Origin of the sequence: Acinetobacter sp. SA01, from assembly GCF_011319235.1 — a bacterium.
GTDB lineage: Bacteria > Pseudomonadota > Gammaproteobacteria > Pseudomonadales > Moraxellaceae > Acinetobacter.
Window position 1 is genome coordinate 24,910 of the sequence record NZ_WXXM01000017.1, and the last position, 23,513, is coordinate 48,422.

The window sequence follows — 23,513 nt, forward strand, 5'->3', positions numbered from 1 at the left end:
AAAAAGTATTTAAAAACATTCTAATAAAATATGTAGCTGTTTATCGTAAAGGATTGCAAAAAAAATGCAATGTTATATTATAACGTTATTTAGAAATTACAGCCTTGAGTCCGTTCCATGCTTGTTCATAAGAATTTAATTACACTCTCTATTTTTGCCGTCATTGCACCTGCTGTTTTTGCTGATGAGGATACTCAGACTCAACAACTTGCCACCCTCACATTGCAGGCACATCCCCTGGTACAGTCGGCTGCAGATTTTGCAGTGGCTGATCAGGTCATTGATCATAAAAAGCTTGCCGAAGGCAGTACGACTATTGGTGATGCTTTGGCAGGTGAGCTTGGGGTATCTTCCAATCAGTATGGTTCAGGTTCCAGCCGTCCGGTAATTCGCGGGCAGGATGGCGCGCGGGTAAAAATATTGCAACATGCCTCTGAAACAGCGGATGTCTCTACGCTTTCACCAGACCATGCCGTCACTGTTGATCCGATTCTGGCAAAACAGGTTGAGATTATTCGGGGACCATCGACTTTACTGTATAGCGCAGGAACAGTGGGTGGACTGGTCAATGTCACCGATAATAAAATTCCAACGCAAATGCCTGACAAGGGTTATGAAGGTCAGCTAGGCTTACGTTACAACACGGGTAGTGATGAAAAACTCGCTAGTGCGGGTGTCACGGTTGCTTTAGCCGATCAGGTTGCATTACGGGTTGAAGGTTCAAAACGTAAAGCCAATGACTATATTGCACCGGATTATTTCCATGATCATGAAGGCGAATTAGAAAAAGAACGCCGTGTCGGGAATACCTTTGCTGAAGGTGAAACGGTCAATGTCGGTTTATCCTGGATTCATGACCGAGGCTTTAGTGGTATTTCATACAGTAACCGTCAGGACCAGTATGGTTTACCGGGGCATAGTCATGAATATGAAGATTGTCAGGTGTCCGGTAATGCCTTAATTGGCTGTGGCCAGCAACCCGGGCATACGCATGAAGAGCATGCGGCGGGACCATGGGTCGATTTAAAATCAGAACGTTATGATTTCCGTACCGAACTCAATGATCCTTTTGCCGGGTTTCAAAAGCTTCGTGCCCATGCCAGCTATACCGATTACAAGCATGATGAAATTGAAGAGAATGCTGCGCAAACTACCTTTAAAAGCAAAGGCTATGATGCACGTTTAGAATTGGTCCACAATCCGATTGCCAGCTGGGAAGGGATGATCGGTGCTCAATATAATCAGCAAAAGCTGGATATTAGCGGTGAAGAAGCTTTGCTGGATCCGACTAAAACCCGGAAGTGGAGTCTGTTTGCCTTAGAACATAAACAGTTTGATGATGTACATGTGGAACTCGGTGCACGTTTGGATCAGCAAAAAATTGACATTGATTCTGATAAAAAAGACTTTGATGATTATGGTTTTTCCTACTCAGGCGCGCTGAACTGGGAATTTGTACCCAACTATAAATTATCATTGGTTGGTTCTCATCAAGAACGTCTGCCTTTGGCGCAAGAACTGTATGCCAATGGCAAACATTTTGCGACCAACACTTATGAACGCGGCAATGAAAATCTGACTGCAGAAAAATCCAATAATCTGGAGCTTGGACTGCATTATGAAAATGGTCCGCTGGATTATCATGTGCATGTCTATCACAACTGGTTTGATCACTATATTTATGCCCAAACCCTGGATAATTTTAAAGATTTCCGTCTGGTTGAATATACCCAAGACAAAGCCAAGTTCTATGGAGCCGAAGCAGCGGCCTCTTATGCTCTAAACGATACCTACAAAGTAGGTGTGTTTGGGGATTATGTGCGTGGAAAAATCGAGAATGAAAATGCACCTCGTGTTCCGGCAGGTCGTTTAGGTACCAAAGTGGACGCAAGCTTTGACGATCACTGGTCGGGTCTGGCTGAGTATTACCATGTGTTTAATCAGGACAAAATTGCCAGCTATGAGGATGAAACTCAGGGCTATAACATGGTTAATCTGGGCTTGAGTTATGCCAATACTCTTGCTGATAAAAATACTTATCGTGTCTACTTTAAAGCCAATAACCTGCTGGATGATCAAGTTTATTCACATGCTTCATTCCTGTCGAATATTCCGCAAGTGGGACGTAACTTTACTGTTGGTCTCGAATTCGGTTTCTAGGCAAAAGTCATCCTGAAATCTGCTGATTCAAGCAGGTGAAACAGAAATCCTCTTGATAAATCAAGCAATAAAACCTAGTCTGATGATATTGGACTAGGTTTTTTGTTATGCGTATTTTTCAACGAATTCATCAGAAATTGAATTGGTCAGGCCGTCGTTATGCCAGCGTGATCATCGGTTTGTTGGCATTGGGATATCTCTCATCGGCCATTTATCATACCTATAAACCCTTGCCTGAAGGCCTGAATTTTACCGGTAAGTTACGTCATGCCGAGGTGAAGTTTATTGCAGATCAAACCTATCTGGATGCAAGTGGAAAACAGCAGCAAGACCATCATATTTTTAATGAAATGTTAAAATTGATTGATGAAGCGCAAACCACCATTGTACTGGACATGTTCTTGTTCAATAGTGAAGTCGGGGAGTCAACGCTATCTCATCAGGCATTGGCGCAACAACTCACGGATGCCTTGATTTTAAAACGCGGTGTGCAGCCCAATATTGAAATTAAGGTGATTACCGACCCGATTAATTCAGTCTATGGTGGTCTTGCACCCGAGCATTATCGTCAGTTACGTAGTGCAGGCATTGACGTGATTGAAACGGATTTAAGACCGCTGCGTGCATCCAATCCAGTATGGTCTGGCTTCTGGTATCTCTGTTGTCAGGATGTCGGCAATAACCCTGAAAAAGGCTGGCTCGCCAATCCGTTTGGTCAGGAAAAAATTACCCTGCGCAGTTATTTTAATCTGTTTAATTTTAAGGCCAATCACCGTAAAACTCTGGTGGTGGATACGGCTCAGGGCTGGAAAGCTTTGGTGACTTCAGCCAATCCGCATGATGGCAGTTCACGTCATTCTAATGTGGCTTTGCTGGTAACGGGCAATACAGCCATTGATGTATTGAAGACCGAACAGGCTGTAGGCCGGATGTCCAAAGGTGATATTCCGATGGTCATTATTGGCGAGTTTGAAGGGGATCGGTCTTTACCTCAAGTTCAGGTACTGACTGAAAAAGCGATTTACGATGCAACACTCAAACTGATTGAAACTGCCAAGCCTAAAGAGCAGATTGATTTGGCCATGTTCTATTTGTCTGAACGGCATATTGTTAAAGCCCTGATTGCTGCACATGAGCGTGGGGTAAAAGTCCGTGTGCTGCTTGATCCGAATAAGGATGCGTTTGGGCGTAAAAAAAATGGTATTCCTAACCGGCAGGTGGCTTCTGAATTAAATGCTGCCGGTGTGCCGGTACGCTGGTGCAATACTCAAGGTGAACAATGTCATAGCAAGATGATTATTAAATCAAATGCACAGCAGTCGGATCTGATTTTGGGTTCAGCCAATTTCACTGCGCGTAACATCAAAAACTATAATCTGGAAACCAATTTACGCGTGGTCGGTTCATCGCAGGCAGCAGTGTTTACCGATGCCCAAGCTTATTTTGATATGGCTTGGGCCAATTTGAATGGCAAAAACATGAGTGTCGATTACAGGCAATATGCAGATGAATCGACATTGAAATATGGAATTTACCGTTTTATGGAATGGAGCGGATTGTCGACGTTTTAGATAATCTCCCTAAATCCCTCTTTTCCAAAGAGGGACTTTCCTCCCTTTATAAAGGGAGGTTAGGAGGGATTTCAGTGCATCACGCGTTTTTAATTTTTTGGCTCAGGATTAGGTGGAACCATCTGATCTAGATCTTTGTCAGAGAGTTTATCCAGCTCTTTTAAATCCGTTTTAATTTTCCACTGGCTTTCATCTTCAACTGGCTGCGGTAAACGTGCTTCTAACCAGTCACAGACCACATCAGGTGAAAAATCGGGGTGATTGCACTGAATGACCCAAGCCAAAAACTCTTTGGCTTCACCATTCATATACGGTGGCGGAGAAACCGGCAAAAATTGTGTCGGTAAACGTTCATTCTTGGAAATGTAATTTAATACATGACCCAGTTCCTGTACGGTTTGCCATGCTAGAGGATGTTCCACATTGATTTGAAATTTAAACCACCAGGCATGTTGACCATCTGAACCATAGGCATTAATTAAAGATTCTTGAATACTTGGAACCTTGCAAAAGAATTGATGTAGGCGGTCAAAACTTAAATCAGACACTCTGTTTGATCCCATAATAAAAAACTGCATTTTAGCATATTCATCATTTGAGCCGGGATGTGTCTCAAGAGAAAACTCGAGAAATATTTCATTTACAAAACTTTGCATTTGCTGTTTTTTTATTCATTTTTTATCCTAAACTAGGAATTACAATAAGCTTTATAATGTATGGTAGGTGGCTCTTATGAAATTAACAGCTCTTTGTGCTTTGATTGGCATGATGCTTTTGGGGGCTTCTGCAATAACGCAAGCAGAAAATCGCTGGTCAAATTATCGTGGGGTAGATACTACTCGCTACCAGCCTCGTCCTTATTATCCGCAAAATAGTTATCCTCAAAATCACTATCCACATCAGCAGCAACATTATCCACAGCACTACCCGAATTATCCGCAGCGTCCACCGCATCATCAGAATTATCCGACCATTCAGAATGGCATCAGCATTCAATATCAGGCACCCACGACCATTGCACAAAATTCTCAAAGCTATAGCTGGGTGAATGGTGATCCGAGAACCGCCCGAATTGAAAGCTCAAACACGACCTTTATCTCCGACTGGCAACGTTTGGGTTTGCCTGCACCACCGACTGGCAGCCATTGGATATTTGAAAATGGTCGTTATGTGTTGGTGCCGAATCGTTAAAGATTCATTTTTAATGATTCAATCTCCCCTCTTGCGCCATATATGGCTCATCTTTAAAAAGAGGGGCTTTTAACATATTAAGCTAATTCATCATCTTGCGGTTGTGGAGTTTTATCTGCAGGGAGTGGCTTTTCTGAATGTTTATCACGAATCACAGACGGGTAGGTCCAGGAAGAGAAACGCACCACCAAAATCGAAAATGCCAAGATCAGGATTGAACCGGTAATAATCACCAGATCCATATCGGCTTTATGGTCATGCTGGATATCTGAAATAAGTAAACGAGTCAGAGCCGTAATGGCAATATAAATTAAAAAACGTACCGGCATATGATTGGTTTTGAAGTAAATACCTACCATGGCACCCAGTTCAAGATAAATAAACAGCAGCAGAATATCGTCGATGGTTGCAAACTGTTTAATGGTTAAAATTTCAAATACCGTATGTCCGGCAGACCAGATCACCATACAGCCAATAATAAACAGGGCAATATAGTGAAAACTTTCTACGGCAATATTTCCGAAACGGTCGAGGAGGGTCTCAATTTTTTCAACTTTGCTATTAGGTTTTGACATTTTTTTCCTCCTGTATCTTGAATGATTGTTTGTATGAAATTGATTATTAAATAGTATGCAAGTTTCATGCACATTAAAGAATAAAAAATGAAAGATGATAAAAAATTAAGTGATTGTATTTTTTTTATACGAAATTCATGTAATGTATGAAGGGTTATTTCATTGATCAGGGAAAAGAAAATGTTAGCAACAATTCAAACAAAAATTGATAATTTACAAAATGGCAAAAAACTTATTTTGGGTTCAGGGGTTAAAATGGATGAAATGCACAAGCTGGTTACGTTATGCGAACATCTACAAGCCGAGGGCGTAATTAAAATTGTGAAAATTAATCAAGATGCACAGAGTAATAAAAAAGTTTCAGATTCCATTATTGTTGAAAAAATCTAATTGATATCTTGAGTCATAAAAAACGCCTGCATTTGCAGGCGTTTTTTATTGCTTATCTTTGTGCAGGATTAAGCCTGGTTAGTAAAGTAGTCTTCAGAGAAGTTCATGACCACTTCAGCACCGGCTTTTACTTTAGTAATGCGCATTGCAAGTTCAGGCAGAATACGTTGTACAAAATAAAGCGCCAGCGACAATTTATTTTGATAGAACTCGCCGTCTTTGGCTTTTGCTACATTGGCAATTTTTGCAAACATGTAAGAGAAGCTGAGCAGACCCACTGCATGCAGATAATCCACAGCTGCTGCATTCGAGAAGTCAATATTTTCTTTGCTGGCTTGCAGAATATATTGCGTTACCGATTCAACTTCTGCTGCTGCATCTAAAGTGGCATCTTTAATGAAGTTCAGATCAGCATCCAGACCATTGGCAAAATCACGGATTTCCTGGATGTATTCTGCAATGAATGCACCGCCACATTTAATGGTCTTACGGCCAATCAAATCCTGGGACTGAACACCATTGGTCCCTTCGTAAATCTGCGAGATACGCAAGTCACGGATACATTGTTCCATACCCCATTCACGAATGAAGCCATGACCACCGAAAACTATTTGTGCATCTAAAGTTGCGTTAAATGCAGTATCGGTCAGGTAAGCTTTTGCGATTGGGGTTAATAGCGCAACACGGTCATTGGCTTTTTTTACCGCTTCGGCATCAGTCGAGAACTTGGTAATGTCGAGCTGTTGACCGACATACACCGCAAAGGCACGAGAGGCTTCGTTGTTAGCACGTGCATTCAGTAACATACGACGCACGTCGCCATGGACTAAAATGCTGTCCGCCACTTTATTTGGAGATTTCACCCCAGAAGCACTACGACCTTGAAGACGGTCAGTCGCATATTGCGCAGCATTCTGATAAGCAAATTCAGAAGCGCCTAGACCTTGGATCCCCATAGACAGACGTTCATAGTTCATCATCACGAACATGGCAGCCAAGCCTTCATTTTCTTTGCCGACCAGATAACCTTTGGCACCATCAAAGTTCATCACGCAAGTTGCAGAGGCTTTAATACCCATCTTATGTTCGATTGAACCTGGACCTGCATGGTTACGCTCACCCAAAGAACCATCTTCATTCACCAGGAATTTCGGTACGATGAACAATGAAATACCACGTGAACCGGCAGGGGCATCCGGAGTTTTCGCAAGCACCAGATGAATGATGTTTTCAGCCAGGTCATGGTCACCACCGGTAATGAAGATTTTGGTACCGGTAATGTTATAAGTACCATCTTCGTTACGCTCAGCTTTGGTTTTAATAATGCCCAAGTCTGTACCGGCATGTGGCTCGGTCAAGCACATGGTTCCTGACCATTCGCCAGAGTAAATTTTAGGTAAATAGGTTTCTTTTTGCTCTTGGGAAGCATAGCTGTTTAAGGCCATACCTGCACCGACAGAAAGAAGCGGGTAGAGCATAAAAGATGGATTAGTGGCAAACAGCATTTCATCAGAAAGTACGGTCAGCATTTTTGGCATTTCCTGACCGCCCCATTCAGCATCAGCACCCAAGCCAATCCAGCCGCCTTCTGCATATTGCTTGAAGGCTTCTTTAAAGCCAGCAGGTGTAGTCACATTACCGTTGCTATATGTTGCACCTTCTTCATCACCAGTACGGTTCAAAGGCAAAGTCACGTTTTGCGCAAATTTCGCCATTTCTTCAAGAATAGCTTCTGCTGTTGCTGCATCAACATGAGCAAGATTTTCATTGTTTTGCCAGAATTGTTCTGCATTAAAAACATCATTAAGGATGAATTTCATATCCGCAAGAGGCGCATTATAGATTGGCATAGTGAGTCACCTGTTTATTGTTTGATTCAGTTCGGTTTTATCAGTCTAATGCATGAAAATTCATGTTGTTAGACGACTAAAGATTAATTTTTTGCATGGGTTATAAAGAAAAAGGACTGCCAAAAACATGACCGTCCTTTTTCTCACATCAGTTTAAGCATCATGCACTTAGAATGCGAAGTGTTCAGCATCTAAAGCAAGTAATGGCTCAACACCACCCGCGATCACGTCAACGTGTGAGCGAACGCGTGGAAGAATTTTCTTGAAGTAGAAACGGGCAGTGGTCACTTTCGCATTGTAGAAATCTACATCAGTTGTACCTGCAGCCAATGTTTCTTGAGCAACCAGTGCCATACGAGCCCATAGGTAAGCTAAAGTTACGTAACCAGCGAAGTACAGGTAATCTACCGCAGCAGCGCCCACTTCATCCGGGTTTTGCATGGCACGCATACCAATCTGCATAGTCAAGTCACTCCACTCTTTATTCAGAGCAGCGAGCGGTTCAACAAATTCTTTCATTGCAGCATTGTCTTTGTTGGCCTCGCAGAATTTATGAATGACCTTGGTGAAGTCTTTCAACATTGCACCTTGAGTACCCAACACTTTACGACCTAACAAATCAAGTGCCTGAATTTCAGTGGTACCTTCGTACAAGCAAGCGATACGTGTATCACGAACAATCTGTTCCATGCCATGTTCAGAGATGAAGCCATGACCACCGAATACTTGAACGCCGTGTTTCGCAGATTCAGAACCCGTTTCAGTCAAGAATGCTTTTGCGATCGGAGTCAGTAGCGACAACATGTTGTCCGCAGCTTTACGTTCTTCTTCAGTTGCACCTTGCTCAACAGTGTCTGCATAGAAAGACAATAAGTAAACCAATGCACGACCAGCTTCCGCAAAAGATTTTTGCGTGAGCAGCATGTTACGTACAGCAGGATGCACAATAATTGGATCAGCTTCTTTTTCTGGCGCTTTAACACCTGAAAGTGAACGCATTGCCAAACGGTCTTTGGCATAAGCCAATGCACCCTGGAAAGCACCTTCAGATGCTGCAAGCCCCTGTACCGCAGTACCAATACGGGCAGTGTTCATGAACGTGAACATACAGTTTAAGCCGCGGTTTTCAGGACCAATCAGGAAGCCTTTTGCGTTATCAAAATTGAGTACACAGGTTGCGTTACCGTGAATACCCATTTTGTGCTCGATTGAACCGCAACGAACGCTATTACGCTCGCCTAAAGAACCGTCTGCATTCAGGGTGAATTTAGGCACGATAAATAAAGAGATCCCTTTAGTACCTTTCGGTGCACCCGGAAGACGCGCTAACACGATGTGAACAATGTTGTCCGCCATGTCGTGTTCACCAGCAGAGATAAAGATTTTCTCGCCAGAAATTGCATAGCTGCCATCTGCATTCGGTTCAGCTTTGGTACGGATAATTCCCAGGTCGGAACCTGCATGAGATTCTGTCAAGCACATGGTACCGGTCCACTCACCTGAAACCAGCTTAGGCAAGTAAGTATCTTTTTGTTCTTGAGAGCCGTGATGTTCCAAGGTACGCACTGCACCGTGTGAAAGGCCAGGGTACATGCCCCATGCCCAGTTTGCAGTACCCACCATTTCAGAGATCACGTTGCCTAAAGAAACTGGCAAGGCTTGACCACCGTATTGCTCTTCAGCAGATAATGACGGGAAACCCAACTCGATATATTTTTGATAGGCTTCTTTAAAGCCTGTAGGTGTGGTTACCACACCATCATTCCAGGTACAACCTTCGCGGTCACCACTTTGGTTGATTGGAGACAATTCATTTTCACAGAAGTCAGCCGCAGCTTCTAGATATTGATCAACCAATTCACGGCTTACGGTGTCAGAAAATGCAGGCAGGTTTGCATAATGTTGTTCAGCATTTAACAATTCATGTAGAACAAATTGCATATCACGTAAGGGCGCTTTGTATTGTGGCATATCGGTTTCCTCAATACTGGTTTAACCAGCTTATAATCCTAATAAACATTGGAACGTGCCTTCTATGACACGTATTTGTATGGCTCAATCGTGCAACATCTTCTTACTTGGTACAAGCGGTTCCATGCCTTTTCTTAGTGACTGTAAAGTCAAAGATTTCTGCTTTGAAAGTGCTAAGTATGTTGAGTGTAAATGCTTTTATGTTTTATTCGATGTAATAAATAGTCAAAAACGTAAAAGTTTATGAACAATAAAAAAGGCGCAGAGTTGCGCCTTTTTGACTTCGGATGGATTTTTTTACGATGCTGGTTTCGCCGTTACAGGCGCGGCAGGTGCTTTAGGCTGGAAGCGAACTTCGCATGTGCCATTCATGCTCTGGGTGCCGACTTTGACTTGTACCGCAGTACCATTGGCTTTGCCTTGACAGGCTTTGAACACGGCTTGCTGATGCGCTTGATGTTCTGCTAGGCGCTGATCAAATTGTTTGGTCAGTTCTGCGCGTTTTGCATCAGTCAGGGGTTCATGGTATTGCATCATAGGCATACCTTTCATTTCCCCCTGCATGGTACGATGTTCGCGCCACATTTTCTTCATCTCTGCACGATCAGGAGTGAAGATCATCACGCAAGTCCCATTAATGGTTTTTTCACCCGCCTTGATTTGTACCGCCGAACCAACGGCTTTACTTTCACAGGCTGTTTTCATGCTTCTCATCATGTGCTGGCGTTCGGCTCGGGCTTGCTGGAACTGCTCACGCTGTTCGGGTGTCATGTTGCGCTCATGCTTTTGATGATGATCCCGCATCATGCGCGGGTGGTCGCCATCTTTATCCTGAACCGTGTTGGTCGATTGGCATGCTGTTAAAGCGCCCATACTGATTAGGCTTGCGCTCACTAAAGCTATTTTTGTCATGGAATTCATTGTTGTTATCTCCAATGAAAAAACGAAATTTGATAAGTTAAAGATTAAACAATAATGATGAAGAAACAATGGAGAGTTTTTTTTTACCGGGTTAGTTACAATAATCCATTGGGAAAAATATTGAGACCTCACTTTTGAAGATTCGCCGTGTTCCGATTGCCTTACGCCTGTTCCTGACTGTGCTGCTCACCACCCTGGTGATTACGACGGTGAGTCTGGGGGTATTGCATTGGACCATGCAAAAGAACTTCGCCCGCTATGTGGCCGATGTCGAAATGCAGAAGCTGGACCATGTGATCAGTAATCTGGCAGGCGTCTATGCAGTTTATCATGACTGGGGTAATGCCATTCAGGCGCAAATCCTGCAAATAGAAGGCACTGCTGCACCGGATGACTATGACCGTCTGTCTCGTTGGTGGTTACGCCGTCAATATGATATTGCTTTGCAGCAGCGTTATTTTCAGGAAAATACCCTGATCAGCGTTTCTCCGGGTTTAAATAAAACCGGGCAGAGCAAACCGATTTTAGATGCAGAAGAATTGCGCCTCATCAAGTTAAATTTACCTTCCGAATATCAGCCTTTTGAAGGACTTAAATTTCCACTCAGTGCCAATCAAAATATCTTCCGCTCTGACCGGAAAACTGAAGATAAACCTGCCGATACAACATCCAGTCAAGCTAAGAAAAAACAGTTTATCTCTTTGCCGGACCGTTTGGGCTTAAGTTCTCGATTGTCGTTGTATGATGCCAAAAAACAGTTTGTGGTGGGTGAGCCATCTGATATTCCAGTGTCATATCGCCCAATTATGGTGAATAACCAGGTGGTTGGTTATTTAGGCTTAAAGCCGGTGCTGGATCAGGATGATGCTTCAAGTATTAACTTTTTTAGTAATCAAAAACGTTATTTATTATTGGTGTACGGTTTAACTTTCCTGACCAGCCTGATCGCAGCTTTATTGTTGGCCACTTATTTTAAAACGCCAATTCAGCGTTTGCTGCAAGGGACCCGTGAACTGACCAAAGGCAATTTCCAGCATCAGGTGACGGTTAACCGCAATGATGAACTGGGTGATTTATCGACAGAGTTAAACCATCTTGCGGTCATTCTGGATCAACATGAAACCTCACGCCGTCAGTGGGTGGCGGATACTTCACATGAATTAAAAACACCTTTGGCGGTACTGCAAGCACAAATTGAAGCGATGCAGGACGGTATTCGTAAACCGACGCCGGAACATTTTGAATCGATGCTGTGTCAGGTCACCAGTCTGAAAAAACTTACTCAAGATCTGGCCGATTTGGCTCAGGCTGAAGCACAGCAGCTGAAATGCTATATGGCGGAAGTCAATCCGTGGACTGTAGTGTTGCAGGAAGTTGAAAACTTCAAGCCTAAATTTGCCCAGGCTGATCTATCCATTTCGGTGCAGGGTGAAGGTGCGAATTTACAATTAGATATAGATCGTTTTAAACAAATTATGGTCAACTTGCTGGGTAACAGTATTCGTTATACTGAAGCAGGCGGTGAGGTTCGTGTGCATACCGAGCAATCAGCCACCCATTGGAGTGTAATTGTGGATGACAGTCCACTTGGCTTGAGTGACGAACAGTTGGCACGTTTAGGCGAGCGTTTTTATCGTGTGGATGATTCCCGCACCCGCAGTACCGGTGGTACAGGTTTAGGACTGGCATTATCTGGTAAAATTGCGCAGGCAATGGGCGGACAGTTGAGTTTTGATCATTCTCCATTAGGTGGTTTGCGTTGCAAACTGACTTTCCCAAAACAATTGAACAAATAAAGGAATAACATTCATGAAACATGTCATGCTGGTAGAAGATGAAGTTGAACTTGCACAACTGGTGCGGGACTATCTGGAAGCTGCGGGTTTTGAAGTCAGCATGTTTCATGATGGGCAAGAAGCCTATGACAGCTTTTTGCAACGTAAGCCCAGTTTGATGATTCTGGATCTGATGGTGCCACGTATGGATGGTTTGACCATTTGCCGTAAAGTGCGTGAACAATCCGATTTGCCGATTATTATGGTGACTGCCCGCACTGAAGAAATTGACCGTGTACTGGGTTTGAACATGGGCGCAGACGATTATATCTGCAAGCCTTTTAGCCCGAAAGAACTGGTTGCACGGGTACAAGCGGTGTTGCGTCGTCTGGATCGTCAAGTTGAGCCTGAACAAAACAGCCTGTTCCGGATGGACAAAGCCCAGCAACGCATCTGGTATCAGCAAAAAACCTTGAACCTGACCCCAACGGAATTCCGTTTATTGGAGTTGTTTCTGGAACATGTCGGTCAAGTCTATTCACGTGCGCAATTGCTCGACCATATTAATCCGGACAGTTTTGATGTGGCAGACCGGGTGATTGACAGTCACATTAAAAACCTGCGCCGTAAAATTTCCGATGCAGCGGAAACCGGCAACCGTCATGAGTGGATTCAGGCAGTGTATGGTGTGGGCTATCGTTTTGAATATCCTGAGGATTGAATTGATTTTTTAATTAAATCTAAACGAGGCGAGCCATGAGAATGGCTCGCTTTTTTTATATTGCTGACTTTAATAGGGCAATACGTTTTTGTTGTATTTTATTCAGTTTGCTGACCACCAAATCATAAGAATTTCTTATCAAATCCTGAACCAAAGTTGCATCCAGATGTTCATCCTCATAAACAGTTATCCAGTGCTGTTTATTCATATGCCATCCGGCACGAATATAAGGATAAATATCCCGTAGCATGGCACCATCATCCGGGATAACTTTTAAGTTAATTGCTGCCTGGCTTTCTAAATGAAAACTCAGCATAAAGACTTTATCCATGACTTTAAATACGTCACAGTCCGGGCCAAAAGGCTGGGTACAGGTCACTTCAGGCAATTGAAGTGCAATTTGGTATGCAAGACGATGTAAGGACATAGTTAAGTTCTGGCTTTAATCTTTTTATTGTCAAATAGACTCTGTGGATAATGCTGAAATTATCCACAGTTCTCAAGTTGGCTGTGGATTAACTTTAGGAAGAACAGCTCACCATCACTTCAGGCACATCACTGGGTAAAGGAGCTAAATCTTCAGGCTGTTCTAAATCAGGCTGTTTAATATAAGGTTGGCTTAGCAATTTAAACAGACGCTCGACTTCGGAAAAATCATCCCGTTCTGCCAGTTCAATGGCTTTCTGAGCCATGTGATTACGTAAAATATATTGCGGATTGGCTTTGGCCATTTCGGCATTCAGTTCATCAGTATCCTGATTCGCCCGAATGTTTTCATACTGAGCCAGGAAACTTTCAAACTGGCGTCGGTCCAGGCAGTCATCTTTAAGCGCTTCAAACTGTTTGTTCTGCAGTCGAATAAAGCTTTGAGTATAGTCGAGCTGTTCACTTTGCAGAATTCTTAAGAAAGCCATGCCACAATCAAAACTATCTTTATGGAAATTTGGCAGTCCCATTTTCTGACACAGTCCAAGGGTGTAATGCTCAAGAAAAGTGGTTTCAAAATGCTCTAAACATTTAGCCAAATCTTCTTTGAACTGTTCTTTTTCTGCAGGATCTTTTTTTAGCCGAATCAGGTTGTTCAGCCACATCCATAAGTTCCAGTGCCCAATACTCGGTTGTTGCTGGTAGGTGTAACGACCTTGGTAATCCGAGTGGTTATTGATCCAGTTCGGACGGAAACGCTCCATAAATCCATAAGGACCAAAGTCGAGGGTTGAACCGGTGATATTCAGGTTGTCGGTATTCATCACCCCATGAGCAAAACCGATCAGTTGCCATTTGGCAATCATCACTGCAGTGCGTTGGATGACCTTAGTGGCAAAAGCCAAAATTGGCTGTTCAGCTTGCAGACATTCAGGATAGTGCCATTCCATGCATTTCTGTACGAATTCTTCTAGAAGGTCGGGCTGATATTGGTTGATCCATTCAAAATGTCCAAAGCGAATATGGCAGTCTGAGGTCCGCAGCATCATGGCACCGGGTTCCATTTTTTCCCGTTGTATGCCTTGGGTGGAAGAGGTGAAACCCACGGCATTACTCGATGCAATGCCTAAAGCATTGAGTGCATGACCCGCCAGATACTCCCGAATGACGGAACGCAAGACCGCACGGCCATCGCCCATACGGGAGTAGGGGGTAGAGCCGGCGCCTTTTAAATGCAAGTCGATGGTTTGATTGTTCTTATCTAGAATTTGCCCGATCAGCAAGCCACGACCATCACCCAATTGTCCTGCCCATTGTCCGAACTGATGACCGGCATAGACCATGGCCAAGGGGGGGAATTCAGCAAAGGTTTTTTGTCCACTACAGATTTCCACCCATTGAGCTTTATCCTGTTCTGACCACTGTAATTCATCAGCCAGTGCTGCATTGAAATGACCAGCTTTTGCTCCCTTTAAGGGAACAGGCATTTGATGATGATAAAGCTTGGGATTGAGCGAAGGGTAACGCGGATTAAATTGCATGGGACAATCTAAAAATTGGGGGAGATGTGATCACTATAGCAAATTTAAACCACAAAAATGAATAAAGCCCCATTGTTGGGGCTTTATATTGAAGCAGCTTTTATTCTGAAACAGGATTCTTTTTAATACTACGCATTAAAATTTTCAAGCTGTCGCGATGATGAACAAGGCGCTGTTCAACCAATTGGAAATCAACTTTAAGTTTGTTATCCATTTGATGAATTTTTTCAGCAACAGAGGCTTTCTTGACTTGAATCTCTTGCTCTTTCAGCGTTGCCCAGTCATTTAAAGTTTGGGTAAAAGCTTCGTATTCCTGAGCAATACGAAGTTTAGCCGTTGCCATATCTTCATTGACATTATGGCCATATACTGCCAAGTCTTGCTCAGCATATTTAAAGCGCATTGCCAATTCTGCTTTTTTGATATTAAAGCTTGGAATGCGGCGTAAGTTTTTAGCTAAGCCCAGTTTTGAACAGGACCAGATCAACCATTTTGTCGGGTCATACTGCCACCATTTCACGCCGTTACGGTAATCGTACTGGAAAATGTGGTGGTAGTTGTGATAACCCTCACCCCAAGTGGCAATGGCTAAAATGAAATTGTCACGTGCAGTGTTTTCGTCGGTATAAGGACGTTTGCCCCACATATGACACAGTGAGTTAATGAAGAAAGTTACATGATGGCTCAAGATCAGACGGAGTAAACCACCCAATAACACGACGCCCCACATGTCACCCACAGCCCAGCCTACAGTGGTCAGAATGACTACGTGTACGGCAATCACCAGCGGAATGTAATATTTGTCTTGGAACATCACCACTTTGTCGTTTAACAAATCAGGTGCATTTTTATAGTTTGCTTCTGCTGCCGGATAGTTACGAAGCATCCATCCCATATGCGCATACCAAAAGCCATTATTAATTGAATATGGGTCTTTCTCGACATCATCAACATGACGATGATGAGTACGGTGACCTGAAGCCCAGAACAAAATACTGTTCTGAACAGCAAAAGTACCCATAATCATTAAAATAATTTTTAATGGAAGAGTTGCTTCATAAGCACGGTGTGCCCATAAGCGGTGATAACCCGCGGTAATCCCTAAACTGCTAAAACCAAGCAGTACAAATAAGCTGATCCATGCGCCTAAGCTAAAATCATGATGATAAGCATATAAAGGGATAGCGATTACAGCCACAATTGGTAAAAAAACCAATGCAAACACTGCAATCCAGTTAATTGGGGCTTTGGGTAAGGGAGCATTCATCTCCAACAGCACTCCTAGAACCGTATAAGGGTAAGGTATAAATGAATTCTTAATTCAATACAAATTATAGGGATTAAGACTTCTTCAATATTAGCATGAGCGAACAAATCTTCACTAGCATTATTCTACAGGTGTATTGTACTAAACAGTAACAGAATACAGGGAAGGGTTGATTGATTTTATCGAAGGTCAAAGCTGCTTCTGGCAACTGCAACGATGTGGGGCATTTTTGATAGAATAAATTGACGATTGAATCACAATTATGGGGACGAACACTGTATTTTAAAGCTGCTCGAGCATCATTTTGGGAAAGTCGGTAATTAATCCGTCTATTCCCAAGCTTTGCAGATGCTTGGCACGCTCAACCTCATTGACTGTCCAGACACTGATATCTAAATGTGCCTGTTGGGTAGCCTGAATCATCTCATCGCTTCCCAGCTGGTTCATCCAGCCAATTTGACAGCAACCGAGTTCTAAAGCCTGTTCAATAGCCAAGTATTGAATGTCATCTTCAACCAGTAAGCCGCGTTTAAAAATGGAGTATTGCTGTTTTAAAGCCTGATGGATTTTTAAATCAAAACTGGTGATGACCGCCGTTTGCTTAAAATCGTGTAACTGTTTTTGTAATTCTAAAACCAGTTTTTCAGCGTCTAACATGGTTGCCACTGCTTTGACTTCAACTTCAATATGTTCAAAGTCATGAATAATGCTCAGGGTTTGACGGAGTGTCGGGGTAAGCTGTTTTTCCCAGTCCATCCAGATATGTGCCTGGTTATAGGCTTCAAGCTGTTGGCTGTTTAATTCGTAAAGTTTTTGATCGATACCTGTAGTTCTTAGGAAATTGTCATCGTGCATGATGATGAGTTCACCGTCTTTGAGCTGATGCACATCAAATTCGACTGCCCGGATGCCCAAGTCATGAATATATTGAAAGCCACCGAGTGTGTTTTCAGGGGCTTCTCCGCGTGCACCACGATGTCCGATGATTCGCATGTGTATCTCTAAGACAATTTATGAAAGTTATTTTACTTCAAATTTTAAATATGGATTTATCAATTTATTTAAGGAATATTGTTACTACAGCGTCTTTTCATTTGAATTATATCTTGAAAATTAACCTTCGGTTCGACCTACTTTTGTTTCGGCAAAAGTAGGCAAAACCATTGTCATCTGCAAAACTCGTCAAAAACCGTAATTTTTTTAAGTTTTTCGTAAAAACATTAGACTTTGAATATAGTCCTGCCTCGAACAGTTGCAGATGACGTGGCCGAGTATCAAATAGCAGATTTAAATTTTAATTTGTTCAAATCGTCTCATTAATATTTTTTTGCCAAAGCACTTCAGATCCGCCTTCAGCACGTTGCAAGGTACGCGATGCAACAAATAACCAGTCGGATAGGCGATTGAGCAATTGTAGCGAGTTGGCCTGGATATTCTGGTCACGGCTATGTACCGACATCACACTGCGCTCGGCACGACGGCACACTGCACGGGCCTGATGGGCATAACTGCAAGCTAAAGTTCCGGCAGGTAAAATGAAGTCTTTCAGCATTGGCAACGCTTCGTTCATACGGTCAATGTCATTTTCCAAAAACTCGATAGAAACCGCTTGAACCAGGTTAAAGTTTGGAATGCAGACTTCACCGCCGAGGTCGAATAACCAGTGTTGAATCAGGCTTAAGGATTTATCCCAGCTGGCTTTTTCTGCAATAGTACTGCTGGCAATCTGTGAGCGAAGTATACCAATACAGGCATTCAGCTCATCCACATCGCCTAGTGCTGTAATACGCAAGTCATCTTTGGCGACGCGAGAACCGTCTCCGAGTCCAGTTGTGCCTGAGTCGCCGGTACGGGTATAGATTTTACTTAAACGGTGGCCCATATCTGTTCCTTGAGTTTTTGATGAATACAATAAAAAAGGATAATGTCGGTCATAACATTATCCATAAACTGCGCTGTTTTAAAATTTTTTGCTGTTAAGAGCTTAGTAACGGAAGGTTACACCCGCAGAAGCGAGGCGACCGCCGTTGACATAGTAATAACCTTGGTCTTGGTATGCAGTCTTATATTCAACATCCCCAATATTTTGAATATTGGTAAATAGTTTCACATTTGGGTTTACATTCCAGAAAGCATTTACATCAACCGTCGCATAGCCCGGGTTCTTGTAGTTTTTATCCCAATCTTTAGATTTGGATTTAGCGACCAAAGATGCACTAATACCATATACTTCGTTTTGTAAGCCTGTTGTTAAGGTAAAACCTTGACGAGGGCGACGATTTAAATCTTGATGAGTTGCTTCATTTTGAGGTTTAACGTAGCTATAGGTTGCTTTTGCAAATAAATCATCTTGCTGCCAGCCTAAATAAGCTTCACCACCTTGATAAGTAGCCTTTTGAATATTTGTCAGTTTGCCATTGCTGCCCGAGGCGATCAAATCTTCAACTTCTGTGTAGTAAGCAGATAAACCTGTTTGCAAACCATAAGCCAGATTTTGGTCAAAACCAATTTCATAAGATGTACTTTCTTCAGGGTTCAGATCAGGGTTGCCATTCCATGAATTATAAAGTTCATTCAAGGTTGGAGATTTAAATGCTGTACCTACATTTACATATGCGCTGGTTGATGGTAGCAATTGATAGCGAGCAGCAATTTGACCTACAGTATGAGTCCCATATTTTTCATTGTCTTCTACACGAACACCCACTTGGGTGTTGAGTTTAGTCCCGTTAAATTGATGCTGAATATAATATCCAGTTGAGTCCACATCTTCATTATAAGGTGTGCCATAAGACAGAATATCGCCATCCAGATTGCGATGAGTCACACCTGTAAGTAAAGTCTGCTGAGGCATGAGGTTCCATTTACCATAGAGTTCTGCTTCTTGAGTTTTACCATGTACAAAGTCGGTTGAATCTTTTTGGTCGACTTCATCCGTAAATTGAGATAAACGTGCATTCAGTTCAAATTGATCAGTCAGGTTTATACGACCACGAAGATTGATAATTTCATTTTCAAAGTCTTGTTTCAGCAATGCACCATTAAATGAATAAGCATCATATAGGCTGGTGCCTTTATTGGTACTGTAGTCAATTGATGTTGCAAATTTTTCTTTTTCCACACCAAATTTAGTACTAAATCCTTTTTGATCAAAAGAAGCAGTTTCATGGCTGTTGGTTTTTTGGTTGGTTACTTTTGTTGCATCAGATTCTAATCGTTGGCCGCGAATTTGAGCATAAAAACCGTCTTCATATAAATCAGCACCGATGACAGATTTATAGGTTTTATGTTCTCCTATTTCACCTGTAATGAATGCACCTGTTTTTTCAGGTTTTTTTGAAATCAATTGAACCACACCGCCAATAGCATCTGTACCATATAGAACAGACGCAGGACCTTTTAGAATTTCGATTTGTTTGATATCTGTGGTATCAATAAAAGCAAGGCTTGCTGTACCCGAAGATGCATTATTTAATCGTATGCCATCACGTAAAATCAAAGTATGGTCTGATTCAGTACCACGTAAATAAATATCGGCAAGTTGCCCCATACCGCCACTTTGAACCATGTTGATGGTAGCATCATGTTTGAGCAAATCAGGAAAAGAGGCAATTGGTGATTGTTCAACAATTTGGGGTTCAATAATTGAAATACGCGCAGGCACATCTTTAATTTTTTCTTCAGAACGAGTTGCGGTAACGACTAAAGTGTCTAAAGAAGCATTCACAGTCGTTGTATTGTCTTGTGCAGAGACAGATGTAGAGAAACCCATCGCAATAGCGATTGCACCCGCTAAGGCAGCAGGCTGAAATTGAATAGACATAATGTGCTCCATACATTCACTCCCCGTGAATGATTGAGTTAAAGAACACAACAAGCAGGTATCCGGACTTAAATGTGCAGGGCAGGCACCATGCTGCCAATCCACCTTCCCACATTTTCATGCAGTGGTGTAAACCAGAGGTTTAAATTGATTGACGTTTCATTTTTTACCGTTGCGGGGGCAGTGTTGGATTTGCACCAACTTCCCTAAAGCTTTAAGGCTTTGACTTGTTGCAAGATGGGCGCAGTATAAAGATTGTATGGCTGATAAACAACGTCAGACAAGAATTATTCGGATGAACTTTACGCAAGCTAAAGAAATTGCATTACAATGATTCGCCCTCATATTTATAGCATGACTATAAATTGGCAAAGTTAAGGTTAAAAAATTAGAGCGAATTGTATGCGAACCCGTGCCAAAATTTGCGGAATCACACGAATAGAAGATATACATTCAGTTGTGAATGCAGGAGCAGATGCGATTGGTTTTGTATTTTTTCCACCTAGTCCACGTAGTGTGACCAAAGAGCAAGTGAAAGAACTGATCCAGCATGTACCTGCCTATGTGCAAACAGTGGGTTTATTTGTCAATGCATCTGCGGATGACATTCAACACGTTTTAAAAGATGTGCCTCTGGATATGCTGCAATTTCATGGTGATGAAAGTCCTGAGCAGTGTCAACAGATTTCCAAACAGGTCGGCCGCCGCTGGTACAAAGCCATCCAGGTGAAACCGGGTTTAGATATTCAAGCCGAAATTCAAAGTTATCAGGATGCAGGGGCAAGTGCTGTGCTGTTAGATGCCTGGCATCCAGATTTAAAAGGGGGCACCGGGCATAGCTTTGACTGGACCACTTTTCCAAAATTAAATATTCCGCTCATCTTGGCAGGGGGCTTAAACCCTGACAATATCGAGCAGGCAATTCTCACCACACAAGCCTATGCTGTGGATGTGAGCGGCGGTGTCGAGTCCGCAAAAGGTATAAAAGACCAACAACTCATCGAACGCTTTATGCAAGGAGTCCTACGTGGATCAGCAAAATAATGTGATTGACTATACCCAATTCCCTGATGCAAAAGGGCATTTCGGTATCCATGGCGGACGTTTTGTGTCAGAAACCCTGATGGCAGCTCTAGAAGACCTAGAAAAGCTGTATCTCCGTATGAAAAATGACGAACAGTTTCTGGCAGAATTCGACCGTGATCTGGCTTACTATGTAGGTCGTCCTAGTCCTTTATATTATGCTGAGCGATGGTCAAAAGAGTTGGGTGGTGCGCAAATTTACTTAAAACGTGAAGACCTGAACCATACCGGCTCACATAAAATCAACAACACCATTGGTCAGGCACTGCTGGCAAAACTTTCCGGTAAAAAACGTATTATTGCGGAGACCGGTGCAGGTCAGCACGGTGTTGCAACAGCGACGATTGCAGCGCGTTTAGGTCTGGAATGCGTCGTATATATGGGTGCCGAAGACGTGAAACGTCAGGCCATGAACGTGTACCGTATGCGTTTGCTTGGTGCTAAAGTGGTGCCAGTAGAAAGCGGCTCTAAAACCCTGAAAGATGCATTAAATGAAGCGATGCGTGACTGGGTAACGAATGTAGACAGTACCTACTATATTATCGGTACAGTGGCGGGTCCTCACCCGTATCCAATGCTGGTGCGTGACTTCCAGTCTGTAATTGGCCGTGAAGCACGCCGTCAGATTCTGGAACAGGCAGGCCGTTTGCCGGATGCATTGGTGGCTTGTGTCGGTGGTGGCTCGAATGCGATTGGTCTGTTCTATCCATTCCTGAACGATCAGGACGTGAAAATGTATGGTGTCGAAGCAGCAGGTTTGGGGATTGAAACCGGTAAGCACTCTGCTCCACTAAATGCAGGTCATGTCGGTGTATTGCATGGTAACCGTACTTATCTGATGTCTGATGAGCAAGGCCAGATCATTGAAACGCATTCAATTTCTGCCGGTTTGGATTATCCGGGTGTTGGTCCTGAACACAGTTTCTTGAAAGATATGCACCGTGTTGAATATGTGCCGATTAATGACCAGGAAGCATTACAGGGCTTCCGTGATTTAACCCAGATTGAAGGGATTATTCCTGCACTGGAAAGCTCGCATGCGATGGCGTATGTGACCAAACTTGCGCCAACGATGTCTAAAGATCAAATTATTATTGCGACTGTTTCAGGTCGTGGTGATAAGGACTTGATGACTGTGGCACGTATTGATGGCGTGGAAATGGTAGAGATGTAATTTGCCTTGAAGCCCTCCTTTTTTAAAGGTGAGGACTTCAGAATATATTCTGAATCCGCAAGGGTGGATTTTATAAAGAATAAAATCGTGCTGAAGCAATTCAGCACGATTTTTTTATACATACAGAAAAACTTTTCCTTTTTAGAAGGGTATTGAAGATGCAAGAACATATATTCTTTACTTTTGATGGGGCAAAAGTAACAAAACCCCTTTGTTTGGCAGAGAATACATCCTTGTATTCCTGCCAAACGGGCGACATCCATGTCGCCAGCGCATATCATATTGAGATGTCATAATTATTTTCCTAACTAAATTTTGTCATGTAAAGTTCCCCCTCCTTTGAAAAAGGATGAGAAACACTGTTTCGCAAGGGAGGAGGATTAAAATTAAGGAGAGAATCATGCCCAGCCTATTTATCGTCATGCTCGGTGGTCGTCATGCACGTGCCAATACAGAAGTCCATGATGTGGTTTTAGCAGTTGGTGAAACTTTGCAAGAAGTCTATCCACAACTGAAAAATGCATGGTTTGGGGAACAAAAAGGGTTGCATATTGATGCCTGGGCGCAAATCAATGGGATTGAATTTGACGGAAAACACTATCAAATCCAATTTAGCGATGCAGCACCGAATTCATCTTCAGAACATCTGTTTTTAATTAATCTGGGTGGCTACGATGCCCAGGAGTTTGGAGAACTGCATCGTTATGTTCTGGTTGTGGCACAAAATGCCATGTTGGCAAAACAACGGGGGAAGGCTTATTTTGCCAAGCATTGGCAGAAGCAACATACTGACCGAATATTAGATGTAGATGATTGTATTGTGATTGATCATATTCATGGCCGTTATGTAGAGCTGGTCGAAGGCCAGTTTTCAGCGAACCTCTGGGAAAATACCTATTTAATGCTGGATGAGGGTTGATTTATATCTAATTGATTAATAAATTATATTTATCAAATATTAGACCAGGTGAAATATTATAAATTTTTGTATTTTTCGATGAAATATGCTTTTTGACACTTTCAAGTTCCGCTTATATAGGCATAATAACGCTAAGGAATTGTTATCTCTTGGCT

At 42.7% G+C, this 23,513-nt stretch carries 20 protein-coding genes and 1 riboswitch; of the genes, 9 read left to right on the forward strand and 11 right to left on the reverse strand.

Going from position 1 to position 23,513, the window contains the following annotated elements:
• The first annotated feature begins 117 nt into the window (after positions 1–117).
• Together znuD and GTU69_RS13635 are read left to right on the forward strand one after the other, a co-directional pair.
• On the forward strand, positions 118–2,160 hold the full coding sequence (gene znuD, locus GTU69_RS13630) for a zinc piracy TonB-dependent receptor ZnuD (RefSeq protein WP_166171275.1): 2,043 nt from the start codon (positions 118–120) through the stop codon (positions 2,158–2,160).
• A 107-nt stretch (positions 2,161–2,267) separates the two neighbouring features.
• Positions 2,268–3,731: a phospholipase D family protein gene (locus GTU69_RS13635; RefSeq protein WP_166171277.1), complete on the forward strand. Its 1,464-nt coding sequence runs from the start codon at positions 2,268–2,270 to the stop codon at positions 3,729–3,731.
• 89 nt (positions 3,732–3,820) lie between these two features.
• Here the strand turns inward: GTU69_RS13635 and GTU69_RS13640 are convergent, their stop codons facing one another.
• Complete coding sequence (locus GTU69_RS13640; protein ID WP_166171279.1) at positions 3,821–4,279, reverse strand: hypothetical protein; 459 nt, start codon at positions 4,277–4,279, stop codon at positions 3,821–3,823.
• Positions 4,280–4,463: 184 nt separating this feature from the next.
• Here GTU69_RS13640 and GTU69_RS13645 point away from each other — a divergent pair, with 184 nt between their 5' ends.
• Positions 4,464–4,922, forward strand: a complete 459-nt coding sequence (locus GTU69_RS13645; protein WP_166171281.1) for an RcnB family protein — start codon at positions 4,464–4,466, stop codon at positions 4,920–4,922.
• 77 nt (positions 4,923–4,999) lie between these two features.
• On the opposite strand, the gene GTU69_RS13650 is transcribed toward GTU69_RS13645, so the two are convergent.
• On the reverse strand, positions 5,000–5,497 hold the full coding sequence (locus GTU69_RS13650; RefSeq protein WP_166171283.1) for a phosphate-starvation-inducible PsiE family protein: 498 nt from the start codon (positions 5,495–5,497) through the stop codon (positions 5,000–5,002).
• Positions 5,498–5,677: 180 nt separating this feature from the next.
• On the opposite strand from GTU69_RS13650, the gene GTU69_RS13655 reads away from it, so the two are divergent.
• Positions 5,678–5,887: a hypothetical protein gene (locus GTU69_RS13655; RefSeq protein WP_166171285.1), complete on the forward strand. Its 210-nt coding sequence runs from the start codon at positions 5,678–5,680 to the stop codon at positions 5,885–5,887.
• 68 nt (positions 5,888–5,955) lie between these two features.
• Here the strand turns inward: GTU69_RS13655 and GTU69_RS13660 are convergent, their stop codons facing one another.
• The 3 genes from GTU69_RS13660 to GTU69_RS13670 form a co-directional block, all read right to left on the reverse strand.
• Positions 5,956–7,737, reverse strand: coding sequence for an acyl-CoA dehydrogenase C-terminal domain-containing protein (locus GTU69_RS13660; protein ID WP_166171287.1), 1,782 nt, complete (start codon positions 7,735–7,737; stop codon positions 5,956–5,958).
• A gap of 168 nt (positions 7,738–7,905) precedes the next feature.
• The gene (locus tag GTU69_RS13665) at positions 7,906–9,708 is read right to left on the reverse strand and encodes an acyl-CoA dehydrogenase C-terminal domain-containing protein (protein WP_166171289.1); all 1,803 of its coding nucleotides are present in this window, start codon (positions 9,706–9,708) and stop codon (positions 7,906–7,908) included.
• Between the two features lie 297 nt (positions 9,709–10,005).
• The gene (locus GTU69_RS13670; protein WP_166171291.1) at positions 10,006–10,629 is read right to left on the reverse strand and encodes a hypothetical protein; all 624 of its coding nucleotides are present in this window, start codon (positions 10,627–10,629) and stop codon (positions 10,006–10,008) included.
• Between the two features lie 134 nt (positions 10,630–10,763).
• On the opposite strand from GTU69_RS13670, the gene baeS reads away from it, so the two are divergent.
• The gene (baeS, locus tag GTU69_RS13675; protein ID WP_166171293.1) at positions 10,764–12,425 is read left to right on the forward strand and encodes a sensor histidine kinase efflux regulator BaeS; all 1,662 of its coding nucleotides are present in this window, start codon (positions 10,764–10,766) and stop codon (positions 12,423–12,425) included.
• Positions 12,426–12,438: 13 nt separating this feature from the next.
• A complete protein-coding gene (locus tag GTU69_RS13680; protein WP_086175456.1) occupies positions 12,439–13,125 on the forward strand; it encodes a response regulator in 687 nt (228 codons plus the stop codon).
• Between the two features lie 55 nt (positions 13,126–13,180).
• Here GTU69_RS13680 and GTU69_RS13685 read toward each other — a convergent pair whose 3' ends face one another.
• The 6 genes from GTU69_RS13685 to GTU69_RS13710 all read right to left on the reverse strand — a co-directional run bounded on the left by GTU69_RS13685 (position 13,181) and on the right by GTU69_RS13710 (position 20,182).
• Positions 13,181–13,552, reverse strand: coding sequence for an MmcQ/YjbR family DNA-binding protein (locus GTU69_RS13685; protein WP_166171295.1), 372 nt, complete (start codon positions 13,550–13,552; stop codon positions 13,181–13,183).
• A 94-nt stretch (positions 13,553–13,646) separates the two neighbouring features.
• Positions 13,647–15,092, reverse strand: a complete 1,446-nt coding sequence (locus GTU69_RS13690) for a protein adenylyltransferase SelO family protein (protein ID WP_166171297.1) — start codon at positions 15,090–15,092, stop codon at positions 13,647–13,649.
• 100 nt (positions 15,093–15,192) lie between these two features.
• Positions 15,193–16,359, reverse strand: coding sequence for an acyl-CoA desaturase (locus GTU69_RS13695; protein ID WP_086197513.1), 1,167 nt, complete (start codon positions 16,357–16,359; stop codon positions 15,193–15,195).
• A gap of 282 nt (positions 16,360–16,641) precedes the next feature.
• Entirely contained in the window at positions 16,642–17,352 is a 711-nt protein-coding gene (locus GTU69_RS13700) for a glycerophosphodiester phosphodiesterase (protein ID WP_166171299.1), read from the reverse strand.
• Positions 17,353–17,662: 310 nt separating this feature from the next.
• Complete coding sequence (locus GTU69_RS13705) at positions 17,663–18,241, reverse strand: cob(I)yrinic acid a,c-diamide adenosyltransferase (RefSeq protein WP_166171301.1); 579 nt, start codon at positions 18,239–18,241, stop codon at positions 17,663–17,665.
• A 102-nt stretch (positions 18,242–18,343) separates the two neighbouring features.
• Positions 18,344–20,182, reverse strand: coding sequence for a TonB-dependent receptor (locus tag GTU69_RS13710; protein WP_166171303.1), 1,839 nt, complete (start codon positions 20,180–20,182; stop codon positions 18,344–18,346).
• A gap of 35 nt (positions 20,183–20,217) precedes the next feature.
• A riboswitch (cobalamin riboswitch) is annotated at positions 20,218–20,428 on the reverse strand.
• A gap of 156 nt (positions 20,429–20,584) precedes the next feature.
• Here GTU69_RS13710 and GTU69_RS13715 point away from each other — a divergent pair.
• The 3 genes from GTU69_RS13715 (at position 20,585) to GTU69_RS13725 (ending at position 23,358) form a co-directional block, all read left to right on the forward strand.
• On the forward strand, positions 20,585–21,226 hold the full coding sequence (locus GTU69_RS13715; protein WP_166171305.1) for a phosphoribosylanthranilate isomerase: 642 nt from the start codon (positions 20,585–20,587) through the stop codon (positions 21,224–21,226).
• Positions 21,210–22,439, forward strand: coding sequence for a tryptophan synthase subunit beta (trpB, locus tag GTU69_RS13720; protein ID WP_166171307.1), 1,230 nt, complete (start codon positions 21,210–21,212; stop codon positions 22,437–22,439). Before GTU69_RS13715 ends, trpB begins: the two co-directional genes overlap by 17 nt.
• Positions 22,440–22,839: 400 nt before the next feature.
• Positions 22,840–23,358 (forward strand): DUF1543 domain-containing protein, encoded by a 519-nt coding sequence (locus tag GTU69_RS13725; RefSeq protein WP_166171309.1) that lies wholly within the window; start codon positions 22,840–22,842, stop codon positions 23,356–23,358.
• Positions 23,359–23,513 lie beyond the last annotated feature (155 nt).

Coding starts and splice junctions, on each gene's coding strand:
- GTU69_RS13670 (WP_166171291.1), bottom strand. CDS start 10,629: ATGAATTCCATGACAAAAATAGCTTTAGTGAGCGCAAGCCTAATCAGT.
- GTU69_RS13655 (WP_166171285.1), top strand. CDS start 5,678: ATGTTAGCAACAATTCAAACAAAAATTGATAATTTACAAAATGGCAAA.
- GTU69_RS13710 (WP_166171303.1), bottom strand. CDS start 20,182: ATGTCTATTCAATTTCAGCCTGCTGCCTTAGCGGGTGCAATCGCTATT.
- GTU69_RS13680 (WP_086175456.1), top strand. CDS start 12,439: ATGAAACATGTCATGCTGGTAGAAGATGAAGTTGAACTTGCACAACTG.
- GTU69_RS13685 (WP_166171295.1), bottom strand. CDS start 13,552: ATGTCCTTACATCGTCTTGCATACCAAATTGCACTTCAATTGCCTGAA.
- GTU69_RS13715 (WP_166171305.1), top strand. CDS start 20,585: ATGCGAACCCGTGCCAAAATTTGCGGAATCACACGAATAGAAGATATA.
- znuD (WP_166171275.1), top strand. CDS start 118: ATGCTTGTTCATAAGAATTTAATTACACTCTCTATTTTTGCCGTCATT.
- GTU69_RS13725 (WP_166171309.1), top strand. CDS start 22,840: ATGCCCAGCCTATTTATCGTCATGCTCGGTGGTCGTCATGCACGTGCC.
- GTU69_RS13645 (WP_166171281.1), top strand. CDS start 4,464: ATGAAATTAACAGCTCTTTGTGCTTTGATTGGCATGATGCTTTTGGGG.
- GTU69_RS13700 (WP_166171299.1), bottom strand. CDS start 17,352: ATGCGAATCATCGGACATCGTGGTGCACGCGGAGAAGCCCCTGAAAAC.
- GTU69_RS13635 (WP_166171277.1), top strand. CDS start 2,268: ATGCGTATTTTTCAACGAATTCATCAGAAATTGAATTGGTCAGGCCGT.
- GTU69_RS13705 (WP_166171301.1), bottom strand. CDS start 18,241: ATGGGCCACCGTTTAAGTAAAATCTATACCCGTACCGGCGACTCAGGC.
- GTU69_RS13650 (WP_166171283.1), bottom strand. CDS start 5,497: ATGTCAAAACCTAATAGCAAAGTTGAAAAAATTGAGACCCTCCTCGAC.
- GTU69_RS13690 (WP_166171297.1), bottom strand. CDS start 15,092: ATGCAATTTAATCCGCGTTACCCTTCGCTCAATCCCAAGCTTTATCAT.
- GTU69_RS13695 (WP_086197513.1), bottom strand. CDS start 16,359: ATGAATGCTCCCTTACCCAAAGCCCCAATTAACTGGATTGCAGTGTTT.
- GTU69_RS13665 (WP_166171289.1), bottom strand. CDS start 9,708: ATGCCACAATACAAAGCGCCCTTACGTGATATGCAATTTGTTCTACAT.
- GTU69_RS13660 (WP_166171287.1), bottom strand. CDS start 7,737: ATGCCAATCTATAATGCGCCTCTTGCGGATATGAAATTCATCCTTAAT.